This window comes from Pseudoalteromonas sp. P1-7a, assembly GCF_001401855.1.
Classification (GTDB): Bacteria; Pseudomonadota; Gammaproteobacteria; order Enterobacterales; family Alteromonadaceae; genus Pseudoalteromonas.
Window position 1 is genome coordinate 82800 of sequence record NZ_LKDU01000013.1, and the last position, 23233, is coordinate 106032.

Genomic DNA, 23233 nt, shown 5'->3' on the forward strand with positions numbered 1-23233 from the left:
ACTGATTATTTACTGAATAAATAACCCATTAAAGCTAAATTATTTTCCTGAAGTATCACAGTTGTGGCTTAACAACATCAATTCGCGCAGTGCAACTGAGAACTTAGCAAAGTCATGGCTTTGTGACGTTTTAAACTCAGCTAACATTTGCTTCCAACGCTGTAACAATAGATCTTGGCTTGCCATCCACTGGTCAATTTGATTATCAACATCGTTTTCGTCACCTTCAAAGCTGTTTAGCACAACATGAGAAAGTGTACGTTGTTGCCAATCAAGCTCTTCACGGTACGACGCTCGAGCTAGTGCTTGCCAATGGTTAGAGACAGGCTGATTAGTAATTTGGTCTAAGAACCAGTGTAAGCCCATACGCGAGCCAAGTTTAAAGTAGGTATTAGATACCATCGCCACGCTGCGGCCAGAATTATGCGCTATTTCAGCAATATCCATAACAGAAAACAGGCTAGAAAGGTCAATAATACGCTTAGCGATTTGCTTAGGCACACCTTTCTCTGCTAGCTCGTTAGCCTTACCCGCAAGGCATTCATGCTCTTTATCTTGCATGTACGTATTTAAGTTTTCGCTTAAATCTTTAAACGTGGGTGCAAAGAACTCGATTGCTTGTTCAATTGTTTGTGATTTATTACGATGACGTAAGAACCAGCGTGTTGCACGGCGAACAGTACGACGTAGTTGGTACAACATTTCTGTTTGAACTGCAGCTGGGATTTTATTATCTAGCGCGCTGATTGATGACCAGGTTTCACGCATTTCAAAAATCTCACTCGCAATTGAATAACACATTGCGATTTCCGCTTCGTTAGCACCGGTCTCTTCGTTCATGCGTACCATGAAGTTTAAGCCCATATCATTAACGATATTGTTCGCCAGTTTTGTCGCAATGATTTCTTTACGCAGTGGGTGATTATCCATCGCGTCGTTAAATTTTTCACGCAGTGGACGCGGGAAAGACTTAACTAGTAGCTGACGGTAATAAGGGTTTTCAGTAATTTCATCTGTTACTAACGACTCTTTAAGCACCATTTTTGCGTACGAAACTAATACTGAAAGCTCTGGACGTGTTAGATCTTTTCCTGCTGCCGCGCGCTCTGCCAGCTCTTCATCAGTTGGTAAAAACTCAATGGCACGGTTTAGGTTACCTTCTTTTTCAAGGGCATGAATAAAGCGGATCTTTTCTTTAAGCGTTGATGCACCTTTAGACTGTGTAATCGACAATGTATGTGTTTGACGGTAACAATCTTTAAGTACAAGCTCAGACACTTCGTCGGTCATAGAGTAAAGTAATTCATCACGTTGTTTACGTGTTAAATCACCTTCTGAAACTAAGCCGTTAAGTAAAATTTTAATATTTACTTCGTTATCTGAACACGCAACACCGCCTACGTTATCAATAAAGTCGGTATTTACACGCCCGCCTTTGGCTGCAAACTCGATACGCCCTAATTGGGTTGCACCTAAGTTACCACCCTCACCTAAAATTTTAGCGCCAAGGTCTTTACCGTTTATGCGCAGCGCATCGTTTGCCCGATCGCCTACATCAGCGTCTGTTTCGTGGCTATTTTTAATGTAAGTACCAATACCACCGTTCCACAGTAAATCAAATTCCATCATTAATGAGGCTTTGATTAACTCGTTCGGTGTCATGCTTGCTTTTTTAGTGCCCAACATTTTTTTCATTTCTGGGCTTAAAGAAATCGACTTAGCTGCGCGCGAGAAAATCCCACCACCCGCTGAAATCAGATCTTTATTGTAATCTTCCCACGATGAACGAGGCAGGTTAAACAAGCGCTCACGTTCTGGGTAAGACGTTGCTGCATCTGGTGTTGGGTCTACAAATATATGCATGTGGTTAAACGCAACTTGCAAGCGAATGTGCTTAGACAATAGCATGCCGTTACCAAATACATCGCCGGCCATATCACCAATCGCAACCACAGTGAAGTCAGTAGTTTGACAGTCAATATCCATTTCACGGAAGTGACGTTTAACAGACTCCCATGCACCTTTTGCTGTTATGCCCATTTTCTTGTGGTCATAACCTACTGAACCACCTGATGCAAACGCATCACCTAGCCAGAAGTTGTATTCGTTAGCAATACCATTAGCAATATCAGAGAAGGTAGCTGTGCCTTTATCGGCTGCAACTACTAGGTATGGGTCGTCTTCATCGTGACGAGTTACATTAGCTGGCGGTACAATTTCACCTCGCTCAATGTTATCGGTAATGTCTAATAAACCACGGATGAAAATTTTGTAACACTCTTGACCTTCTTTAATAAAAGCTTCGCGTTCACTTGGTAGTTGCTTACATACAAAACCACCTTTAGAACCTACAGGAACAATTACAGTGTTTTTAACTTGTTGAGCTTTTACTAAGCCCAGTACCTCAGTACGGAAATCTTCACGACGGTCTGACCAACGAAGACCACCACGCGCAACTTTACCACCACGTAAATGCACCCCTTCTACACGCGGAGAGTATACAAAAATCTCAAATGCTGGCAGCGGAAGCGGCATATCAGGAATTAAGCTAGGCTGTACTTTAAACGACACGTAAGATTTAAACTGACCTGTTTCATCTTTTTGGAAGTAGTTTGTACGCAGTGTTGCCACAATCATATCTACATATAAACGTATAATACGGTCATCATCAAGGTTCGCTACGTTTTCAAGCTCTAAGTAAATTTGTGCACTTAATTTCTCAAGTGTTTTAGGGCTTGCAGGGCTTTTAACCGAGAATTTTTTAGCAAATAAGTTAACTATTTGCGCAGCAATATGCGGGTAGTTTGCAAACGTGCTCTCAATATAAGTTTGCGAGAAGGTAACCCCAATTTGGCGCATGTATTTTGCGTAGGCACGTAATATAGAGGCTTCACGACCTGTTAACCCCCCCATTAATACTAACCGGTTAAAGCCGTCGTTTTCAAGGCGGTTGCCCCATACATTAGTTAATGCAGCGCGAAAACGAGCGGAAATTTTATCAAAGTCGGCCATTCCTTTGCTGTCAATCAGCATAGAGAAGTCCATGATCCAATTGATACGACCATCACTTGTTTTAACAGAATATGGCGTTTCACCAACAACACGTAAACCAAAGTTTTCTAGCATTGGCATAACATCAGATAAGTGAATTGGCTCATCTTTATGGAACAAGCTTAGGCGTACGATATTGCTGTTAGCTTCTTCTTGCGGACGATAAAACAGCATTTCGAGCTTATTCTCGTCAGTTAGCAACTCTAGCTTTTCAATATCAACTACCGCAGCACTAGGAAGCACTTCATCTTTGTAAGAGCGTGCAAAGGCGTTGCAATATTTACGATTTAGATCATTACCGCGGGCTTCACCTGCAGACTCTAACAGTGCAGATTGAAGTTTATCTTCCCAAGTGCGGGCTGCTTCTACTAAGTTGTTTTCGATGTCTTTCACGTTATATTCGATATTGTTATCTGTCACACGAACGGTGTAATGAGTACGCGCCAGTGTTGACTCAGAGAAATAGGTAGTAAATTCGACTTTTTCGTCAGAATTAAAGGCGTTAGCTAAAATATCTTGTGTTTCACGGCGCAGCGCTGTGTTGTATCGCTCACGTGGCACATACACCATGCAAGAGAAGAAGCGTCCGTAGGCATCTTTGCGAACAAATAAGCGACACATGTCACGTTCTTGTATTTGTAAAACACCCATTGCAACTTCAAGTAACTCGCTCTCGCGAGCTTGAACTAATTCATCACGTGGGTAAGTTTCTAAAATATTAAGTACCGCTTTGTATGCATGGGTGCCTTTAGCAAAGTCACACATATCCATAATGCGGTTAATTTTAGTTTTTAGAACGGGCACATCAGCTGCACTGTTGTTATAAAAGCTTGATGAGAATAAACCGATAAACCGGTCTTCACCAACCACATTACCTTCATCATCAAAGCGTTTAATACCTACGTAATCTATGTACGCTGGGCGATGAACGCGCGATACTGAGTTCGTTTTTGTTAATACTAGTAAGTTGCTACTAAGGGCCTCTTGGCGCGCAAATTCAGGTAATTCAGATAATAAACGCGTATGCTCATCAGTTGAGTTTTTCATCAAACCAAGGCTTGTGTCCATTTTACCTTTTAACTGGTAATCACCTTGTACAGGGGTAAGCTCGTACTCGCGATAGCCCATTAACGTAAAGTTATCTTTAGCTAGCCAATCTAAAAACTCTACGGCTTCAGATACTTCGTTTTTGTTTTTATTATGCTTACGTTTTGGTACTTCTTTAGTAACAGAGACTAGTTTTTCGCGAATTGGCTGCCAATCATCTACTGCAATAGAAACATCAACCAATACAGATTCGAGTTCTTTTTTAAAAGAGGCAATAACAGATGCATCAGTTTGGCGGTCAATCTCTATAAAGAATACTGTTTTAGTCGAGGTTGATTCTTGCTCTGCTTTTAAATTCGATAAGCCAGAGATTTTCGCGTTATCACCGCGCTGAATTTTTAGTGGGCAGTGAAGTAATAAGTGAGAAGCTATATTTTCACGAGTCATAGCCATACGAACAGAATCTACTAAAAATGGCATATCTTTAGCAATAATTTCTACAATTGTATGTGATGACTGCCAGCCATCTTTTGCTACTTCAGGATTGAAAACGCGAATTACTGCGTCGTCCGTGGTGTTTTTTTCTAGTGCATTCCAAAGGCTGAGTGCAGCACCGTATAGGTCACTATCATTGCGATTTGCCAAATCCTCTTTAGACATGTTGCTGTACAAGGCTTTGGCGAATTTCTCAACGAGTAACACATTATCAGCGTGAACTTTTTTCTGGATAAGCTTACAGACATTATCTAGGATAACCGAGGCTTGGCCTTCATTTCGTGTCATTGTATGTTCCTTAATCTATTACTGCTTTTAGTTAAGCAGAATATTTGTACAGCCATTTATTAGCGTGGAGTCAGTTAAATTCTAACCCTTTTAGCGCTAATAAACAGCCTTTTCGATGAAAACATTTTAAGCATTTCAGCTATTTGGTCATCTATTCACAAAATATAGATATAAATGACCATTACTGGTCATTTAGGAGCACAATTATTCACTTTATTTTTTCTGGTCGGTCCACAGTAAACTACCAATTGCAGGCAATAACAGCACTGCACCTAGCATATTTACTAAAAACATGAAGGTAAGTAGTATTCCCATGTCAACCTGAAACTTAAGATCAGAGAATATCCACGTACTAACACCTATCGCCAGAGTAATACCCGTAAACAAAACAGCGCTGCCACGCTCAACAAGTGCATTACGGTACGCCACACTCAGCGGCACGTTTTGCTTGAGTTGGCCCATCATTGACGAAAGTATATAAATACCGTAGTCAACACCAATACCCACACCCAGAGCTATAACAGGTAAAGTAGATACCGTTAAGCCAATTTCTAATTGCACCATAAGCGCTTGTGCTAGCGTTGATACGATATAAAGTGGTAATACCACTGCTATAGTCGCTTTTACGCTCTTAAAGCTTAACAAACACAAAATGATAACCGCGCCATAAACGTATAGCATCATCGGAATTTGCGCCGCAGAAACAGACTCGTTTGTTGCCGCCATTACTCCAACAGGACCCGAGGCTAATTTAAAGGCTAACTTATCTGTGCCTTCTTCTTGCGCAAATTGCTTAACACGTTGAATAACGGTATCGATTGTATTTGCTTTGTGATCATCTAAAAATATAATCACTGGCATAACTGAACAATCGCCATTGAGTAAGCCTGTGCTTGTTTCTACACGGGCAGTTGATTGTACTAAGCTGGCTGAATTACGCGGTAAGCTTTGCCATTTTAAGTTACCTTCGTTGTAACCTGCGTTAACCGATTGCGCCACAGAGCTTAAGCTCACAGCCGATTGCACGCCTGGCACATTTTCTACCTTGTACTGAAAACGGCTAATACGCGCCATCACATCGTGCTCTGTACACGCTGCAGGGTAAGCCTCAACTATCACTTTTAATATATCTGATGAAATAGTGTATTTGTCCGATATTAAAAAAGTATCCTGATTGTAGCGAGCATCTTGGTGCAGTGAAGGCGCACCTGCATGTAAATCACCTATACGCATTTTATCGGCTTGCCAGTAACCTATTGCAAATAACACTAGCGTAAACCCGATAATAATTTTTGCGGTTTTAGGGTTTGTGGCTTTTACCAGTAAATCGCGTATCGCATCTAGCATATTAGGCTTTTGCGAATCGCCAGATTGAATATGCACAGTATTGGCAAAATTCATATACGAAGCCCACACAGGCAATAAAATCAGATTAGTAAATATAATTACTGCTACACCTAAACTAGCTGTTATAGCAAGTTCACGAATAATACCAATATCAATAGTAAGTAGGGTTAAAAAACCCACCGTGTCAGAAAGTAGCGCAATACCACCGGGTACAAGTAATGCTCTAAAGCTTGACTGACAGCAAATACGGGTACTTTTGCCCTCGCCTACTTTTTTACCAATGGCGTTTATCATCTGCACACCGTGGCTTACACCAATCGCAAATACTAAAAACGGTACTAATATAGACATAGGATCGAGCCCAAAACCTAAACTCGACAACAAACCCATTTGCCAAATTACGGCAATAATTGAACACGCTATAGGTAAAATGGTGAGCTTTAAACTGCCACAAAATAGCCATACCATAATAAAGGTAAAACCAATGGCAATAGCAAAAAACAGTACAACCCCTTTTGCACCTTGAGCGATATCGCCGGCCATTTTGGCAAATCCAATAATATGAATACTGACTTTATCTGTACTTAAAGGCTCTCTAACTTGCGTTTCTAACTTTTCTGCAAATGCAAGAGTATCTAGTTTTTGCTGAGTTTGAGGGTCTGTTTCAAGTAGTTGAGCGGTCACCATTGCACACGAGTAATCGCTGGCAATCATTCGCCCTACTACTTTTGCTTTTTCAATGTTTTCTTTTACAACCGCTAAGCCTTTTTGATCAGCTTTAAAGTTTGCAGGAATAATGGGGCCGCCAGCAAAGCCATCTTCAACCACTTCGACAAAACGCGCACTAGGCGCAAAAATAGAGTTAACTAATGGACGGTTTACACCAGGAATAAAATACAGTTGATCGTGTACTGCTTTTAATTGGGTGAAAAATTCGGGATTAAAAATGTTGCCACTGTCATCACACACCGAAATTAAAATGCTATTTGCGCCGCCAAATTGTTTTTCATGCTTTGTGTACACTTTCATGTATTCGTGATTTAGCGGTATATTTTTGTTAAACGAAGCGTCTAATTCAATGTGAGTGGCTTTATAGCCTAAAAAACATGTTATTAGCGCAAAAGCGATTAACATGATAGCACGGTGTCTAAACACCGCTTTTTCTAAAAAGTCTAAAAACGTATGCATTAAGGGTTCAACTCCTTCACTTTAATGCCATCTTCTGTTGCCATGACCAATTTATTATTAATTATTACCCCATCAAGAATAGCTTTCCCATCGGGGCGTTGCTCATGTGTAAGTAAGCCGTCTTTTAAATGAAAGATCACACCACTATTAGCCAATAATAACCAATGCGCGTTATTGTAATTTATGATGTTATTAACCGTGGCCGTTTTAACATTTTCAAAATGCTGCCATCGCTGTTCATTTTTATTTTTGGCAAATACATTTCCTCGAAGCCCTGCGACTATTTCTTGATCAGAGTCTGAGGCTACCGCAAAAAAAGAACCAGGGTAAATTTCATCGAGGCGTTGCCACGTTTGACCATTATCAGTGCTTTTGGCCATTAACCCCATTTCACCCACTAACATTAAACCACTGTCTGTTTTTTCAATTCGGTTAAAGTGAGGGAGTATAGATGCTGTTTCGGCTTCGTAGCCTTCGGGGTCATGTTCTTTTAAATCATTCAAATACTCTCTATCTTCACTAAAAAGTAAAGAGTCTAAAAAGCGTTTTTGCCAGTGCTTGCCACCATCACTGGTTTGATAAAACATGCCATAAGCGCCCACAGCAAACCCCTTTGAGTCATCCTCAAAGTAAATATCTAAACACGGCTTATCAAGCTCTGGCTTTGCTTGTTGTAGTTGCCAGTTTAACCCACCATCAGTGGTGTTAATTATTGTGGCATCGTGCCCACACGCCCAGCCATGGGTTTCATTAGAAAAGTCGACAGCCGTTAATAAAACTTGCGTAGGTACAGTTTGCGCTTGCTGCCATTGCTCAGCATTTTTACTTGTAATTACTGTACCGTGCTTGCCAACAGCTACTAAACTAGCACCTGTATGGGTAATATCAGTTAGTAAGGTTTTATTTGCGTTTATTGCGCTAATAGCATACTGAGGTGCATCTTGTGCAACACTCGCACCGCTTATTATCAGGCTGGCATATACCAAATACTTCATAAATTTTAATCGCCTTGAACTGAAGGATTGTTTGTCTGTTTGCTGAGGAAAACCCTGCGTGTCGTATAGACAAACGCGATGAGAAAGAAAAAAGCAGCTAACGGGTTGTTAGCTGCATATTAGGATGTTACCTACCTTCACGGCGTAGTGCGCTTGAAGTAAACTCATTATCGTTAAACGACTCTGAAAAGTCGTACATTTTTTCTTGGTTATCTAAACCAATAGCTAAGTAACGACGCGAATTTAGATCATGATACACTTCTAAAGTACTCCACTGCGTAGGTACTTCGTAGTAGTTTAAGCCATATGCCATTGCTACGCGGTAAAGTTGGTCGCGATTATCATAAATATCGGTCACTTGTACTTGCCAGCTATCTTCGTCAATGTAAAACACCCGTTTTTTATAAATATGACGGGTATCATCTTTTAAGTTAGCTTCAACAACCCATACACGGTGCTTTTCATAACGCGTATGTTCTGGGTTAATGTGCCCTGGTTTTAATATATCATCGTACTCTAATTTATCACTGTGTAACTTGTAGCTATTGTACGGAATATATAGCTCTTGCTTACCTTTTAACGTCCAGTTATAACGGTTAGGTGAGCCATTAAACATATCAAAATCATCGGTAGTACGTAAGCTATCTGCCGCTGTACCTGGTGCGTCATATGCAACATTTGGTGCACGACGAACACGACGCTGACCTGAATTATAAGTCCACGCTTGGCGAGGCGTTAAAATTTGATCCATGGTTTCGTGTACAAGTAGCGCTGTACCGGCAAGGCGTGCAGGCTCTGTCACCTTTTGTTTAAATTTAAACAAAATGTTTGAGTCTTGAAGCTCTGCAGGCGTCGCTTTAGGATCTGAATATTTAACCAATAGTTGTTCATCAAAGCCCACATAATTGTACGAACCCGATGCGGTGGGTGCAGCTTGTCCACCAAAACGCTCTATTGATTGTCCACGATAGCGTAATAAGTGATTCCAAATAGCCTCTAAGCCTGATTTAGGAATAGGAAATGGAATACCAATTGCGGTATTTTTTATTCCGTTGCCACCTTCAATAAGCTCAGCCGTTGCAGCAAACTCTTTTGTTGCATCGTATACAAACTGTGGATAAGAGGCAGAGCGGCGCGTTTCATAAACAGGCATTTTAAACGTATCTGGGTATGCTTCAAATAAAGCAATTTGACCAGGGCTTAAGTTAGCTTTGTATTTATCAAGGTTTGTTTTATCAATAGTAAACAACACTTTGTCCGCTGAGTAAGGGTCAATGTGGTGCATACCAGGCTCGTAACCTTCTGGTGCAGTTGTAATACCGCCATTCCACGCTGGAATAGACCCATCAGCATTGGCTGCTTTTTCTGCGCCAAACGGCGTTAAGTCTTGTCCTAAACGTGCAACTTCTTCAGCGCTCATTTTTGCCATTGCCGCTGAACTTAAAAACATGCTACACAAAGCGGTAGCGATGAGGGTAGGTTTTTTAATCATACTAATATTACCCCTAAATAGAATATTTTAAATTGAAAGAAACGTAGTCACGATCTGAGAAAGTATTGATATCGCCACCACCCCAAAATGAGTTGTAGCTCACATCAAGTGACCATGCATTTTGGTAATTAAAGTTCATCGTTACACCCAGCGATTTACGGTCTTCAATAAACAAGAACATAGGATCAGGTGTGTTACCGTTTACATCATGAGAAAATACAAATCGTGGAGAGAAGTTAATACCGTTGTAAAGGTTAAAGTAATCACCTTTAGCAATTAGACGGTAACCCCAAGACGAGGCCGTAGCAAACGACTTTTCTTCTGGGCCATTAGAAAGGCCTAGTTGTAATGTTGTGTAGTCAGTAGTGCCTGGGCCTGTGATCACACCGCTTCGCCCTGTACCCGACACATTCAAACGCATTTCGTCGTAATCAGGCATATCATGAATTTTAACAGCGCCGACTTCGCCTACTACAGCCCAACTATCAGCACCTAATGACGGGCCAAATAAATGTGTTGCAGTAAATTGAATTTGTGATGTGTCGCGTTCAATATAACCTTGCGCAACTTCACCTGCAGCCACTGAGCTAACTGCATCCCCAAAACTCATTTGCGAAATACCCGCAAAGTCTGGGCGAATGCCAGCCAGTGCTAATTGTTCAGGCATGGCGGTGTAAAGTAGCTCTACATCGTCTATTTGTAATGGCTCGTCTTGACGGTAGGCAAACTCACCCGCAAATGCGGTCTCACCAATACTCGTATTAAAGCTTAAACCGTAAAGTTTAATATCTTCTGGGTATTCATTTTCGGCTTTAGAAAACGCGAGGAGATCTGCTACGTTGTCATCAGTAATTTCGGTTGTTGCAATCATTGCTAAATCTTGTGCAATTGCAGCTTGTGAAAAGTTCGATACACGACCAGAAATAAGCGGACGACGACTGTGATAATTAACATGATATAAAGCGACCTCTGTGTCGTTCCACTCAGGTAAAAATACACCTAAACGTAAACCATATTGACCGCCGTCATCTGGCTCTGTTTTACCGTTATCGCCTTTACCTTTAAGCGCCACTTTAGTGGGATGCGCTAGATACATATTTGCTAGTAGAGCTTGACCTTCAGCACTTGTAGGATCAATGCCCTGTGCAGCCGCTACCTGTGCAAAGTTAGAGTACAGGTTGTTAAGGCTATCAGTTAAAAATGCCATATCAATATCAGGATTTGAGGTAAAGCCTAACTGTACATTTTGTTGATAGCCGTTTTCTGCCGCAAAGTCATTGGTAGAAAAATAAGTACCTGCAGCTGGCAGGCGTGTTTCATGCCATTGATACTGGTAAAAACCTTCTAGGGTAATATTTTCAGTAATACCTAATGACGCCCAGAGCATACCCACTGGGATAAATGCTTCTTTAAGCTCAGCACCCGGTGCTTTTAAGCGGTCAATGTCAACTGGGTTTACGTTAATACCATGAGAGATAAGCGTACTTTCACCCCAGTTAACGACTTGTTGGCCTAAACGAATTGAAAGTGGATTATTGCCATCATTTAAATCAAAGTTAGCCCAAACGTAAGCGTCTAATAAACGAATGTCGGCACAACTTTGCTCTTTTGTGTCGTCGTCATCACATGGATCTACGCCTTGTCCTGAGGTTGGGTTAACGTAGGCTCTATCACCATCCATTAACTCAAAATCGTAAAAGTACATAAAACGCGTGAATAAGCCGTAGTTATCTTTATTAATTGAAAGGTCGTGTGTGCCTTTCAACAATTTTGAAAACGAATCACCGCTATCAAAATTAAGATTACCTGCATCGCCATTATTAGAGTATGAGCCCGGTTGAGCCCAAACATCTTGAGAAGAATAAATTGTATTTAATGAAGGATTATACCCAGTCCAATCAAATGCAGGATTATTGCTTTTGCCAATAATGTCGAAATCTCTGTCTTCAACACGGACGCTTTGACCATAGGAAAAAGTTGAGTCGAAGGTGATATCAAAGCCCCCTACCTCAAAATTTGCTGCATTCGCTGCTGCTGATAAACCTAAGCTTGCGGCTGCTAAACCTATAGCTATTTTGTTTTTAACAAAAAGCGATCTTCTTATCATTGTGTATCCCCCCTGTCGTGGGTAATTATGTGTGATCAAGTTATTGTTTTTAGTGTAATCTTAACGATAGAAGCGATTATAAAAAATTACAAATGGTCGCGTTCAATCAATTATTATATTTTTTGAGCTGACGTTTACGTATTGGTAAGACGTCATACCAGATATTTTATACACGTAAATTAACAATAGAACAAATTGAAATTAACAAAAAGATAATATTTTTATGTATCTATAACATAAAAACAGTAGGTTAGGCGATACGTTCGAGACGAATAAATTTATTCTCAGAGGTTAGTAAAAGTCTAAAGCGCCCTCTAATTCCAATAGATGAAATATAAGGGCGTAGGTGTGACGCGGCAAAACGTATCGTTTTGCCATTGTCCTCAACCACTTGTACAGAGCTATAACGGCCATGATAGTAATCCATGCATTTGTTATAGCTCAAGTTTAGGTAAAAGTAATACTCAATCATTTAATTAAGTGCTTTTTCAACCTTCTCATATAAGTCAGCACTCAGTCCTTCAAGGCTTGCTAAGCGTTGCAATTGCGCTTTCATTGCTTGAGCACGTGTTGGATCAAATCGTTTCCACGACATGAAAGGCGTTAACATTCTAGAGGCATTTTGCGGATTAATCGCGTTTAGCTTAATGAGTAAGTCCCCTAATAATGCGTAACCTTCACCATCTTTTCGGTGAAATTGCGCGGTGTTAAAATGACTAAAGCTGCCTACTAATGCACGGACTCTATTTGGGTTTGAAAAGTCAAAACTAGGATGCTCATAGAGCGCTTTAATATTCTCAATAGTATCAGCACCAGACTGCATAGCTTGTAGTGCAAACCATTTATCCATTACTAAAACGTCATGACGCCACTGGCTATCAAAATGATCTAACAACGCATTTCTTAATGGGTGCGATGATTTTACTACCGCACTCAGTGAGGCTAAAACGTTGGTCATATTCGAAGAGCCTGCGGCTTCTTTGATAACGTGGTCGACTTGCTCAGATGGTATTTTAGCTAAATAATGTAAACACACGCCTTTGAGTGCTCTTATAGCGACCGCGTCTGGATTAATACTGCCATCATCAACTAACGAACTGTAACATGCCAAAAGCTCATCAAATAATTGCTCAGCAATTTGCTGTTCAAACAGTTTTGTAACAGTGATAATTTCATCCACAGGGATCGTGTCAAACTCAGCAGCAAACGTGTCAAAGCTTGGGAGTTTAATCAGTTCAGCAATTAATGCTAAATCACCATTTTTCTCGCTAATTAAAACACGTAATGCATTGATAACGTTATCACTAAGTGCGGCATGTTCAGGTGCATTAACGCCCTGCTTAACTGCCTTAATAAATAACTGTTGCTGTGCGTCCCAACGCGAAAAGTCGCTGCGTGCAAAACGCATTATGTGCAGTAAGTCATGCTCTGAATTTTGCTGACTTAAAATACACGGCGCAGAAAAATCTTCAAGTAAAACGGCCACTGGGCGAGTCGGGATCTGATCAAAGTAAAATGTTTGCGTTGATGCCGTAACGTTAAGCACATGGCCGCGCTTTTCTCCTTGATAAGTAAGCGCAATACTTTGCCCGTTTTCATCTAATAATTCGATAGCAAACGGGATATGTAAACTCTTGTTATCGGGCTGATTTAGCGGGGCTAATTGCTCAATTGTTAGGGTATAAAGTTGTTTATCGTGATCATAGTGCTGTGTGGCATTTAAACGAGGTGTACCTGATTGGCTATACCAGCGTTTAAATTGCGTCAAGTCTATGCCTGAAGCATCACTCATTGCTGCAACAAAGTCATCACAGGTAACCGCTTGGCCATCATGACGCTCAAAGTAAAGCTGCATCCCTTTTTGAAAGTTAACTTCACCTAACAGGGTATGCATCATTCGGATAACTTCAGCCCCTTTATCGTATACCGTTACGGTATAAAAGTTATTCATTTCGATAACTTTTTCAGGGCGAATTGGGTGCGCCATTGGCCCCGCATCTTCACTAAATTGATGAGTACGCATTACTTTAACGGCATCAATGCGATTAAGTGCACGTGAGCCTAAATCGCTACTAAATTCTTGGTCTCTAAATACAGTAAGCCCTTCTTTTAGCGATAATTGAAACCAGTCTCTGCAGGTAACGCGGTTGCCTGTCCAGTTATGAAAATACTCATGCCCAACAATCGACTCTATAGTATGGTAATCTTTATCCGTTGCGGTTTCTTGGTTAGCCAATACACATTTACTATTAAATACATTTAGCCCTTTGTTTTCCATTGCGCCCATATTGAAAAAATCCACGGCTACAATCATATATATGTCTAAATCGTATTCTAGGTTAAAGCGCTCTTCATCCCATTGCATTGCTTTTTTTAATGAGCTAATTGCATGCGGCGTTTTAGATAAATTGCCTTTATCAACAAATAACGCAAGTTCAATTTCGCGTCCGCTTTTTGTAGTGTAGGTGTCTTTTAGTACATCAAAATCGCCCGCTACTAATGCAAATAAGTAACTTGGTTTTTTAAATGGGTCTTGCCATTTAGCGAAATGGCGGCCATCAGCTGTTTCGCCGCTGTCAATTTGGTTACCATTTGATAGTAAATGCCTAAAGTTTTTATCTGCAATAATTGTTACATCATAGGTACTTAGCACGTCAGGGCGATCTAAAAAGTAGGTTATTTTTCTAAAACCTTGCGCTTCACATTGGGTGCAATACGCCCCACCAGATAAATACAAGCCTTCCAAAGAGGTATTGGTTTCAGGAGAAATTACTGTAACTATTTTAAGCTGGCATGTGTGAGGTAAATCATTAATGATTAAGTGCTCACCTTCAATCTTATAATTTGTGTAAGCAATATTGTCTACGTGTAGTTCCAGTAATTGTAAGTCTATACCGTCTAAAACAAGTGCAGAGTTTTCATTAGTTGTTCTTTTAAGCGTAAGTAGCGCAGTCACTTTTGTATTAAGGGGTTGTAAGTCAAAAGTGAGTTCTGTGTGTTCTATTGAAAAATTAGGCGCCGTGTAATCTTTTAGATATTGCGCTTTTGGCTTTGCCGAAACAGTCATAGTTACTCCCACGAAAGCCCCTTAAAAAAGGGGCTATTAAGATTTAAGCAGGTTGCTTAGGTTCAATGCGTAAAATTTTAATACCTACGTACGCATAAATAATAGCTAAGAAAGGGTTAATTAAATTAAAGAAAGCATACAAAGCATAGTCAAATGGATTTATTAATAAAACGCTTTGCATGTACGCACCACACGTATTCCAAGGAATTAACGGGCTTGTTATTGTTCCGCCATCTTCTAAAGTACGCGATAAATTAACCGGTTTTAATCCTCGATTTTTATATTCTTCTTTAAACATACGACCAGGGACTACAATAGCGATGTATTGATCCGCTGCAATTAAGTTTGTACCCACACAAGTTGCGATGGTTGATGTAATAAGCGAACCTGTGCTTTTAGCTATTTTTAAAATACTCTTAACAAAAATATCCAGTAAGCCGGTTTTCTCCATTATGGCGCCAAACATAAGTGCCGTCATGATCAACCAAGTTGTGGTTAACATACCTGCCATACCACCACCACTGAGCAATGAATCCATTTTTTCATCGCCCGTATCGATACTAAATCCATCGAAAAAAGTCGTCCAAATAATTTTAAAATAACCAACCAGCTCACCTTGAGACAGGTCAATTTGTGTCGCGATTAAATCTGACTGAAACAGCATTGCCCACACAGCACCAATTACAGCGCCAATCGAAATAGCTGGAAACGCCGGCATTTTTTTAATAGCTAAAACTAGGAGCACAATTAATGGAATTAACATTTCAAAGCCAATATTAAAGCTTTGCTCTAAAATTACCGTAATTTCGTCAATTCTGCCGGCTTCGTTAGAAGCTGTTGCATTAAAGCCCATAAAAATAAAAATGATCAGTGCAATGACAAAGCTAGGAACAGTCGTCCATAGCATATGGTGAATATGTTCGAATAAATCAGCGCCTACAACAGCCGGCGCTAAATTAGTCGTTTCAGAAAGTGGGCTAAGTTTGTCTCCAAAGTAAGCTCCCGAAATAACCGCCCCTGCCGTCACCGTTTGGTCTAATCCAAGGCCTGTAGCAACACCTAAAAGTGCAACACCTATGGTGGCAGCTGTAGTCCAAGAGCTGCCAATACTCATTGCAACAATGCCACAGATTAAACAGCTGGCAGCATAAAACCAACTAGGGTTAATAACCTGTAAGCCATAATAAATGAGAGTTGGCACGGTGCCCGACAACAGCCAAGTACCAATTAAAGCACCCACCATCAATAAAATTAAAATTGCCCCCAATGATAAAGTAATACCTTCAATCATGGCTTCTTCAAGCTTTTTCCACGTATAGCCATTTTTAAGCCCTATTAGTGCCGCCGCAAAAGTGGCAAATAATAACGCTATTTGGTTGGGACCTGACGACGAGTTATCGCCAAATAAATAGACCGCTGCGCCTAATAGGCAGATAAGAACAGAGATAGGAATAAGTGCATCAAAAAACGAGGCGGGTTTAATCGGTTTTTCTAAAGGCTTCAAAATAGTGACTCCTGCACACCACATACAAGGGCGTGTTTATTTATTATTTTTAGCGTATCAGTGCTTTTTTTAAGCCACAGTAATGTAACTCAATTAAGTGATTCGCGATTATAGCAATTTAGCAAAATTTAGGTAACAAAAAAGGCGCAAAAAGCGCCTTTTTAAAAGAGGTATACACGTATTTTATTTCTTAGCGATACGGCCAAAGTTAATATAGTCTTGCGTAATGAGTGCTGCCTCTTCTAAGAAAGGGTCTAACTCTTCAATTACCTCTGGTACATCATCTAGGTTTTCAATCGGATCTTTACCTAAACGCTTTAAACGCTCATTAGTGCGCGCTAAAGTACGTGCTTCATTTTCATCTTTTTCTTTAATACGGTCTGCTTCAACTAAAGAAATAGTTTTACGGTCTTTTTCTTCATTGTAACGAGCAATATCATCAAATACATAACCAAATTCGGGCTCTGTTTTAATACGTAGTTCGTGTTGTTTCTCTAGATAACTAATCACAGGGGTTAAATTACCCTGCTTTTTGTACTTAGCTCGAACTATGCTATCCCAAGGTAATGCATTATCTTGCTTGCTCTCACCCCATTCTGCTGGGTCTATCGCCGAAGGGAAAGAAATATCAGGAATAACTCCTTTGTGCTGAGTACTGCCACCATTTATACGGTAAAATTTAGCAATAGTGTACTGTACACTCCCTAAATCGTTGTCGTATAAATCATACGCACGGCCTAAGCCTTTGTGTTGTTGAACCGTTCCCTTACCAAAGGTTTGCTCGCCAATAATCACTGCACGGCCATAATCTTGCATTGCGGCGGCAAAAATTTCAGAGGCTGAAGCACTGTAGCGGTCAACTAAAACAGTTAGTGGGCCATCGTAATAGGTAATGCCATCACGATCTTTTTGCTCTTCAATACGGTTATTTAACGTATGAATTTGTACTACCGGACCTTGATCAAAAAAGAGGCCTGATAGTTGCGTAGCTTCATATAGTGATCCACCGCCATTTTGGCGCAAGTCAATAATAATACCGTCTACATTTTCTTCTTTGAGTTTAGCTAATTCAACTTTAACGTCTTTCGAAAGGTTGTTATAAAAACCAGGGATCTCAATAACACCGATTTTTGACGTTAAATTTGAATAACTGGCCTCAAATACTTCAGATTTAGCCGCTCTGTCTTCTAAGCGAATTTTATCACGGGTGATCTCAACAACTTTTGGCGTGCCATGCGCATCAGAGCCTTTAAGATACTGTAAACGTACCTTGGTTCCTTTCGGGCCTTTGATTAGATCAACGACATCATCTAAACGCCAACCAATAACATCAACAAACTCTTTTTGATCTTGAGCAACACCAATAATTTTGTCGTCAGCTTTTAGCTGCTCTGTTTTATCGGCGGGACCACCCGGTACTAAGCTGCGAATAACGGTGTAATCTTCATCCGGACTTAAAACGGCGCCAATGCCTTCAAGCTCTAAGTCCATATCCATTTTAAATTGTTCTGCGCGGCGCGGCGATAAGTACGACGTATGTGCCTCGATACTGCGCGCTAGCGAGTTCATTACAATTTGAAATGCATCTTCTGAATTTGTTTGCACTAAACGTTTTTGTGCATTTTTGTAACGCTTGGTAAGAACGTCCTTAATACCTTCCCAATCTTTACCTGTCATTTTTAAACGAAGGGCATCGTATTTAACACGTTCACGCCAGATTTCATCAAGCTCTGCTTGCGATGCTGGCCATGCCGCATCTTCACGATCGAAAAAGTATTCATCGTCTTTATCAAACGTCATTTCTTTATCTAGTAACGATAAAGAGTAATCATAGCGTTCAAAACGGCGTTTTAAGCTTAAGTTAAAAATATCAAACGTAAACCCAAGTTTTCCCGTGGTAATCGCATTATCAAAATCGTCGCGGTATTTTTCAAACGCTGCAATGTCACTTGCTAAAAACACGCTTTTGTTGAAATCAAGGGATTCGATATAACGATCATACACTTTACTGGAAAGCGCATCGTTAAATCGAACCGGTGTATAGTGTGAACGAGCAAATAAGTTAGCCACTCGTTTGCTGGCAGTGCCATGTTGACTTTCTTGTTTAAGTACAGGCAAGTCTTCAAGTTTTGCCGCTTCAACTGAAGCGAATAAAGAACCCGAAAACAGGGCAGCCACTAACGGAATGAGCGTAAACTTTTTACTCATACACAACTCCTTAATTTATTTACAACTTAAATAATGTATAAGCTGTCAGCTTTGGTTTTAACTTGCATGCCTGTTACTAATTCAACATGAACTTCGTCTTTGTTTACTTCAGTAATTACTGCATTAACAAGTGCTTGGCCAAGTTTTACCTTAACCTTGTTATTAACCTTGACCTCACTTGCAGGTAAAGGTTCAACTTTTCCTGAACGTTTAGCAGGGGCTGCTTTAGCTGGTTTGTTAGCTGGAGCATTGTTTTTGCTAGCGTGGGCTGGCTTTTTCTTGAAAGATTTAGAGTCTGAATCTTGGCGTGGACGCTGTTGTTTTTTGCGTTTAGCCATTTTAGCACGGCTTTCTTCTAGTGCTTTTTGAGCGTGGTCAATGTGCTCTTGCTCAACTTTTTCACCTTGATTACCATCAAGGTCAATACGAAACTCTGACTTGGTTACAGCTTCTAAATAACGCCAATTAGACGTGTATTTTCTAAGTGCTTGGCGTACTTGTGTCTTACTTACTTTTTCAGACCCTTCGATACGCTCGGCAATATCTTTAAAAATACCGACTTTAAGCGGTTTAATACCGTCTTTTTGTTTAAAACATTGTGGAAATTCTTGATAAAGAAATTCCAACACTTCATTAATATCTTTTAGCTTGTTTGTGGTTTCCATTTTAGAACCTATTTTTCACATCTTTTCGTCAAGGGAGGAATCAACATAGTGTATTACCCAGTCAATTAACTCTTCGAAGTCAGCTTCTAGTACTGCCAAGTCACCTCGAAGGTGTTCCCAAATACCATTTATTATTTCATCGATTGATTCACAGTCTAAATCATCTGGGATTTTATCCCAGGCTATGTGAATCAAATCATTGAGCGTTTCCGCTACATGTTCTTCATCCCCTTCCCAATCGCCTACATCTTGTACTGCGAATAGGTAGTCTTGAACATTTAGCAAATCTTTCATTACAAGCTTGCCTCTAAGCATTTAACTAATGCTTCTAAACCAGCTTGGTCATCAGTATCAAAGCGACCAATAGTTGGGCTATCAATATCAAGAACAGCAACTATCTTATCATTTTTCATGATAGGTACAACAATCTCAGAATTAGACGCTGCGTCACAGGCTATATGACCTTCAAACGCATGCACATCTTCAATTAACTGTGTTTCTAGGGTTGCTGCAGCCGTACCACACACTCCTTTACCAACAGGAATACGAATACATGCAGGGTTGCCTTGAAAAGGCCCAAGCACTAATTCACTCGGCGAATCCATAAAGTAAAAGCCCGCCCAATTTACATCTTCTAAAGAGGTAAATAATAGCGCACTTACGTTAGCCATATTAGCAATGACATTAGATTCACCAGCGATTAGTGATTCAGTTTGCTTAACTAATGACTGGTAAAAATCGTGCTTTTGCATACCAAACTACTTCTTATTAAACATACAGTAGCTAAAGGTACTCTTTGTCGTGAAAAATTGAAACCTTTTACAAGTAAAAAAACAGAAATAGCGCCGTTTTTCAGCACGCTTGGTCAATATTTCTGCAATTATTTTTTTGCTGATTTACGCAGTCCAAATAAAAATAGTCCCGCAGCAAAAGCAGCCATTATACTATTAATTAAAAATACCTCGCCTGATGTCGCACTTAGTAAGTAACTAAAAATTGCGCCGCCCAGCAGCCCAAGGGTTAGTACCCCTGAATAATTGACTTTTGCATACTTAAACATAAGCAAATAACCAGGCACTACAAAAGCAGCCATCGTAAGACCAACAATATGTGCGTTCGCAATTGCGCTCATTAATAGTTGCAGAAAAATGGTAGTGGTATCACCATTAACAGTAAGTCCATAATAAAGACCTAGTGTACTACCAACTATAACGGGGGATAATAAAGAAAGCGCGACACTTTTGGCTAGTTGATGTTTCATATAAGTTCCTAAATACACACTACAAACATTATCTTAAGCATGCACCAAGTTCTTAAGGTTAGAAACAGAGACTATGGTCGTAATTTATGATGGGAAAACAAGCACTCTTTAAACGTCTGTTACTAGACATTTTAACGAATAGTTTTGCTAACTAAAAACAGACACCTATTTTGTTGGCAGCTCACGCTTACTTTTAGCTGTTTATTCGCCCATAACGTAAAGCTCACTACCTTACAGGCGCTAACCTCAATAAAAACATAGCCTTAAGGTTGCAATATAAATGCGTTCTTAAATGAATGGCTAATTTGTGCATTTAGGCTTCGGCAGTCATCTGCGGTTTGAACGGGGGATTAAGCGTAGATGCTGATGTATTAATAAATAATGAGGCCATAGTGACTTCACGTTTTTTCCCTCGGCGGATCAGTGCTTCAACGTACACGATACTTAATACAATAGCAGTGGCTTTATAAACGTTGCCGTGCAAATCCCCCACGGCACCACCCGACATACTAAAGATGCCATAAGCTGCATTCATAAAAATATGCATCCACATAGGAAACCAAATTTTATAACCACACTCACAATAAAGCCACGCAAACCAAGTGCCTGCAACAGTGGTTACTGCTACCGCCATTAGTGCAGAAATGGCATCGCCACCTTGGTACATGTGCCCTACTCCAAATACTACCGAGCTTGTCAACGCTGCGGGAATGAACCCCCAGCGGCAAAACCTGTATAAAGCACCAAATAAAGCCGCCCTAAATATTAGCTCTTCAAAAAAACCAGCATAGATTGAGCCTGTTATTAGTCCAGACAAAGATAAATTTAAATTACTACTCAAGTATGCATAGCCAAGTGTCATAGGTATACAGCAGAGCAAAGCTGCAAAGGTATAGTTATTAAAGCCTTCGGTGTTAAGGCCAATTGCGTCAAGCATGTTATCTCTTTTAAATAGCAATGTGGTTATCACTAATAAAGGAGCATATAAAAATAAGTATTTAGCGGGGATAAATAAAACCCCAGTAGACGCATCGGCCTGGGTTAATATTTTCGTCCATTCGCTACCCCAAAAGCTTTTCATTATGTAATGGCAAAAAACAAACGTGGCTATCACTAACAGTGATTTTAAAATAGTGTTCATAGTAACCTTCTTAAGTTGTATTTTTAGTTCAACTTAAGCATGCCTACTCCAGCGTAAAACTACGAACTGTTAGGGATTAACAACATTTTTAGGTATCAAATACAAGTATTTGGGCTGACTAACAAGCACTTGGGGTGAGTAACAAAGCGGCTTTTATATTGTCTACGTAGCTTCGCGATACCGGAACCGGCATGGGTGTGTTTTTAAGCGTTAATTGCAAGCCGCCAGCGTTGCCACTATACGAGTGAATAAAGGCAACATTAACTGCATAAGAGCGATGGCACCTAATAATTGCAGTATTAATAGAGAGCTGTTTAAGTAAGCGAGTTAAAGAAATGCGCAGTAGAGTTTGCTGTATTGCGTGTCCGTCATAAACACTAATTTCGCAATAATTATCAGCCGCTTTTATAAACAAAACACGCTCTAAAACTATGCTGATTGCATCATTTTTATTATCGCCAACTAACGTAATTTGCTCGAGTTTTAAAGGAAGGGCTTCACATTGCTTGATTTGTTGCCGCTGTGGTGTTTGATCAATATTAAGCTGACTAACATGGCGATTTAACATATACATAAAAATTAGCGGAAATACGCCAATAGCAAATATATAGCCAATAAACAGCATCTGATTTTGCCAATGCCACTGTCCTAAAAATGCCACAACAAAATAAGCGTGGTTAAATAAAGCACAAATTAAAATATAAAAGCCGCTTATAAGCATAATACGAAGTAGCTTATAAAAATCATAACGTAACAGCGCTATTTCGATAAAGCCCGATAATAGTAACGCAACAAAAGTGACTAAACCATAACCTGAAAGCCTGAGTATTTTATATGACGATGTATCGTTAATTGTACCAAAAGGTTGGAATACGAATAAAACAAACAACGTTACCAACGAGAACATCATTGCACGATAAACAATAAGTTTTCTTGAATGTAAATCACCCTTGAGCCACAACATACTATTTTAATTACCAATTTAAAATCTAAAAGTAGCATATTAATATGTTAATAATCTATTAATGATCTATTAATAATCGCTAATAGCAAACCGAAACGGGGAAATAAGCGAGAAAACCTAAAGGTGAGCTGATAATAAAGCGTAGATACAAAAAAGCCCGCTTTAAGCGGGCTTTAATATAATGGTGGAGAGATAGGGATTTGAACCCTAGATGGGCTACAAACCCATGCCGGTTTTCAAGACCGGTGCATTCGACCACTCTGCCATCTCTCCGAAAGTGCTATAAACTACAAGTAAGAGTGTACTCATAGTTATTGTAATTAGGTGGTGGAGAGATAGGGATTTGAACCCTAGATAGGCTACAAACCTATGCCGGTTTTCAAGACCGGTGCATTCGACCACTCTGCCATCTC

General features: G+C 40.1%; 15 protein-coding genes and 1 tRNA gene. All 16 read right to left on the bottom strand.

The genetic code is table 11. From position 1 onward, the window contains the following. Positions 1-39: 39 nt before the first annotated feature. Entirely contained in the window at positions 40-4881 is a 4842-nt protein-coding gene (locus AN389_RS10365; RefSeq protein WP_055019760.1) for an NAD-glutamate dehydrogenase, read from the bottom strand. A 213-nt stretch (positions 4882-5094) separates the two neighbouring features. Then, entirely contained in the window at positions 5095-7416 is a 2322-nt protein-coding gene (locus AN389_RS10370) for an RND family transporter (RefSeq protein WP_055016004.1), read from the bottom strand. Then, positions 7416-8411: a YCF48-related protein gene (locus tag AN389_RS10375; RefSeq protein ID WP_055019761.1), complete on the bottom strand. Its 996-nt coding sequence runs from the start codon at positions 8409-8411 to the stop codon at positions 7416-7418. The genes AN389_RS10370 and AN389_RS10375 overlap by 1 nt, the downstream gene beginning before the upstream one ends. Positions 8412-8538: 127 nt before the next feature. Beyond that, the gene (locus tag AN389_RS10380; RefSeq protein WP_055016006.1) at positions 8539-9903 is read right to left on the bottom strand and encodes a DUF1329 domain-containing protein; all 1365 of its coding nucleotides are present in this window, start codon (positions 9901-9903) and stop codon (positions 8539-8541) included. A 13-nt stretch (positions 9904-9916) separates the two neighbouring features. Further along, positions 9917-12010, bottom strand: a complete 2094-nt coding sequence (locus AN389_RS10385) for a DUF1302 domain-containing protein (protein WP_055017693.1) — start codon at positions 12008-12010, stop codon at positions 9917-9919. 250 nt (positions 12011-12260) lie between these two features. Further along, entirely contained in the window at positions 12261-12482 is a 222-nt protein-coding gene (locus AN389_RS10390; protein WP_055017694.1) for a DUF2835 domain-containing protein, read from the bottom strand. Beyond that, on the bottom strand, positions 12483-15077 hold the full coding sequence (gene pepN / locus AN389_RS10395) for an aminopeptidase N (protein WP_055016009.1): 2595 nt from the start codon (positions 15075-15077) through the stop codon (positions 12483-12485). 43 nt (positions 15078-15120) lie between these two features. After that, positions 15121-16581, bottom strand: coding sequence for a Na+/H+ antiporter NhaC (nhaC, locus tag AN389_RS10400; RefSeq protein WP_171037636.1), 1461 nt, complete (start codon positions 16579-16581; stop codon positions 15121-15123). Positions 16582-16764: 183 nt separating this feature from the next. After that, positions 16765-18789 (bottom strand): carboxy terminal-processing peptidase, encoded by a 2025-nt coding sequence (gene prc, locus AN389_RS10405; RefSeq protein WP_055016011.1) that lies wholly within the window; start codon positions 18787-18789, stop codon positions 16765-16767. Between the two features lie 26 nt (positions 18790-18815). Then, positions 18816-19454: an RNA chaperone ProQ gene (gene proQ, locus AN389_RS10410; protein WP_055016012.1), complete on the bottom strand. Its 639-nt coding sequence runs from the start codon at positions 19452-19454 to the stop codon at positions 18816-18818. Between the two features lie 15 nt (positions 19455-19469). Beyond that, positions 19470-19748: a hypothetical protein gene (locus AN389_RS10415; protein WP_055016013.1), complete on the bottom strand. Its 279-nt coding sequence runs from the start codon at positions 19746-19748 to the stop codon at positions 19470-19472. Continuing rightward, entirely contained in the window at positions 19748-20206 is a 459-nt protein-coding gene (locus AN389_RS10420) for a GAF domain-containing protein (RefSeq protein ID WP_055016014.1), read from the bottom strand. The genes AN389_RS10415 and AN389_RS10420 overlap by 1 nt, the downstream gene beginning before the upstream one ends. Positions 20207-20334: 128 nt before the next feature. Then, complete coding sequence (locus AN389_RS10425; protein ID WP_055016015.1) at positions 20335-20715, bottom strand: hypothetical protein; 381 nt, start codon at positions 20713-20715, stop codon at positions 20335-20337. Between the two features lie 313 nt (positions 20716-21028). Next, entirely contained in the window at positions 21029-21856 is an 828-nt protein-coding gene (locus tag AN389_RS10430; protein ID WP_055016016.1) for a CPBP family intramembrane glutamic endopeptidase, read from the bottom strand. Between the two features lie 118 nt (positions 21857-21974). Continuing rightward, positions 21975-22820 carry a LytTR family DNA-binding domain-containing protein gene (locus tag AN389_RS10435; RefSeq protein ID WP_055019762.1) on the bottom strand — a complete coding sequence of 282 codons (846 nt, stop codon included), beginning with the start codon at positions 22818-22820 and terminating at the stop codon, positions 21975-21977. 182 nt (positions 22821-23002) lie between these two features. Further along, positions 23003-23093: transfer RNA gene (locus tag AN389_RS10440), tRNA-Ser, on the bottom strand. Positions 23094-23233: the final 140 nt, after the last annotated feature.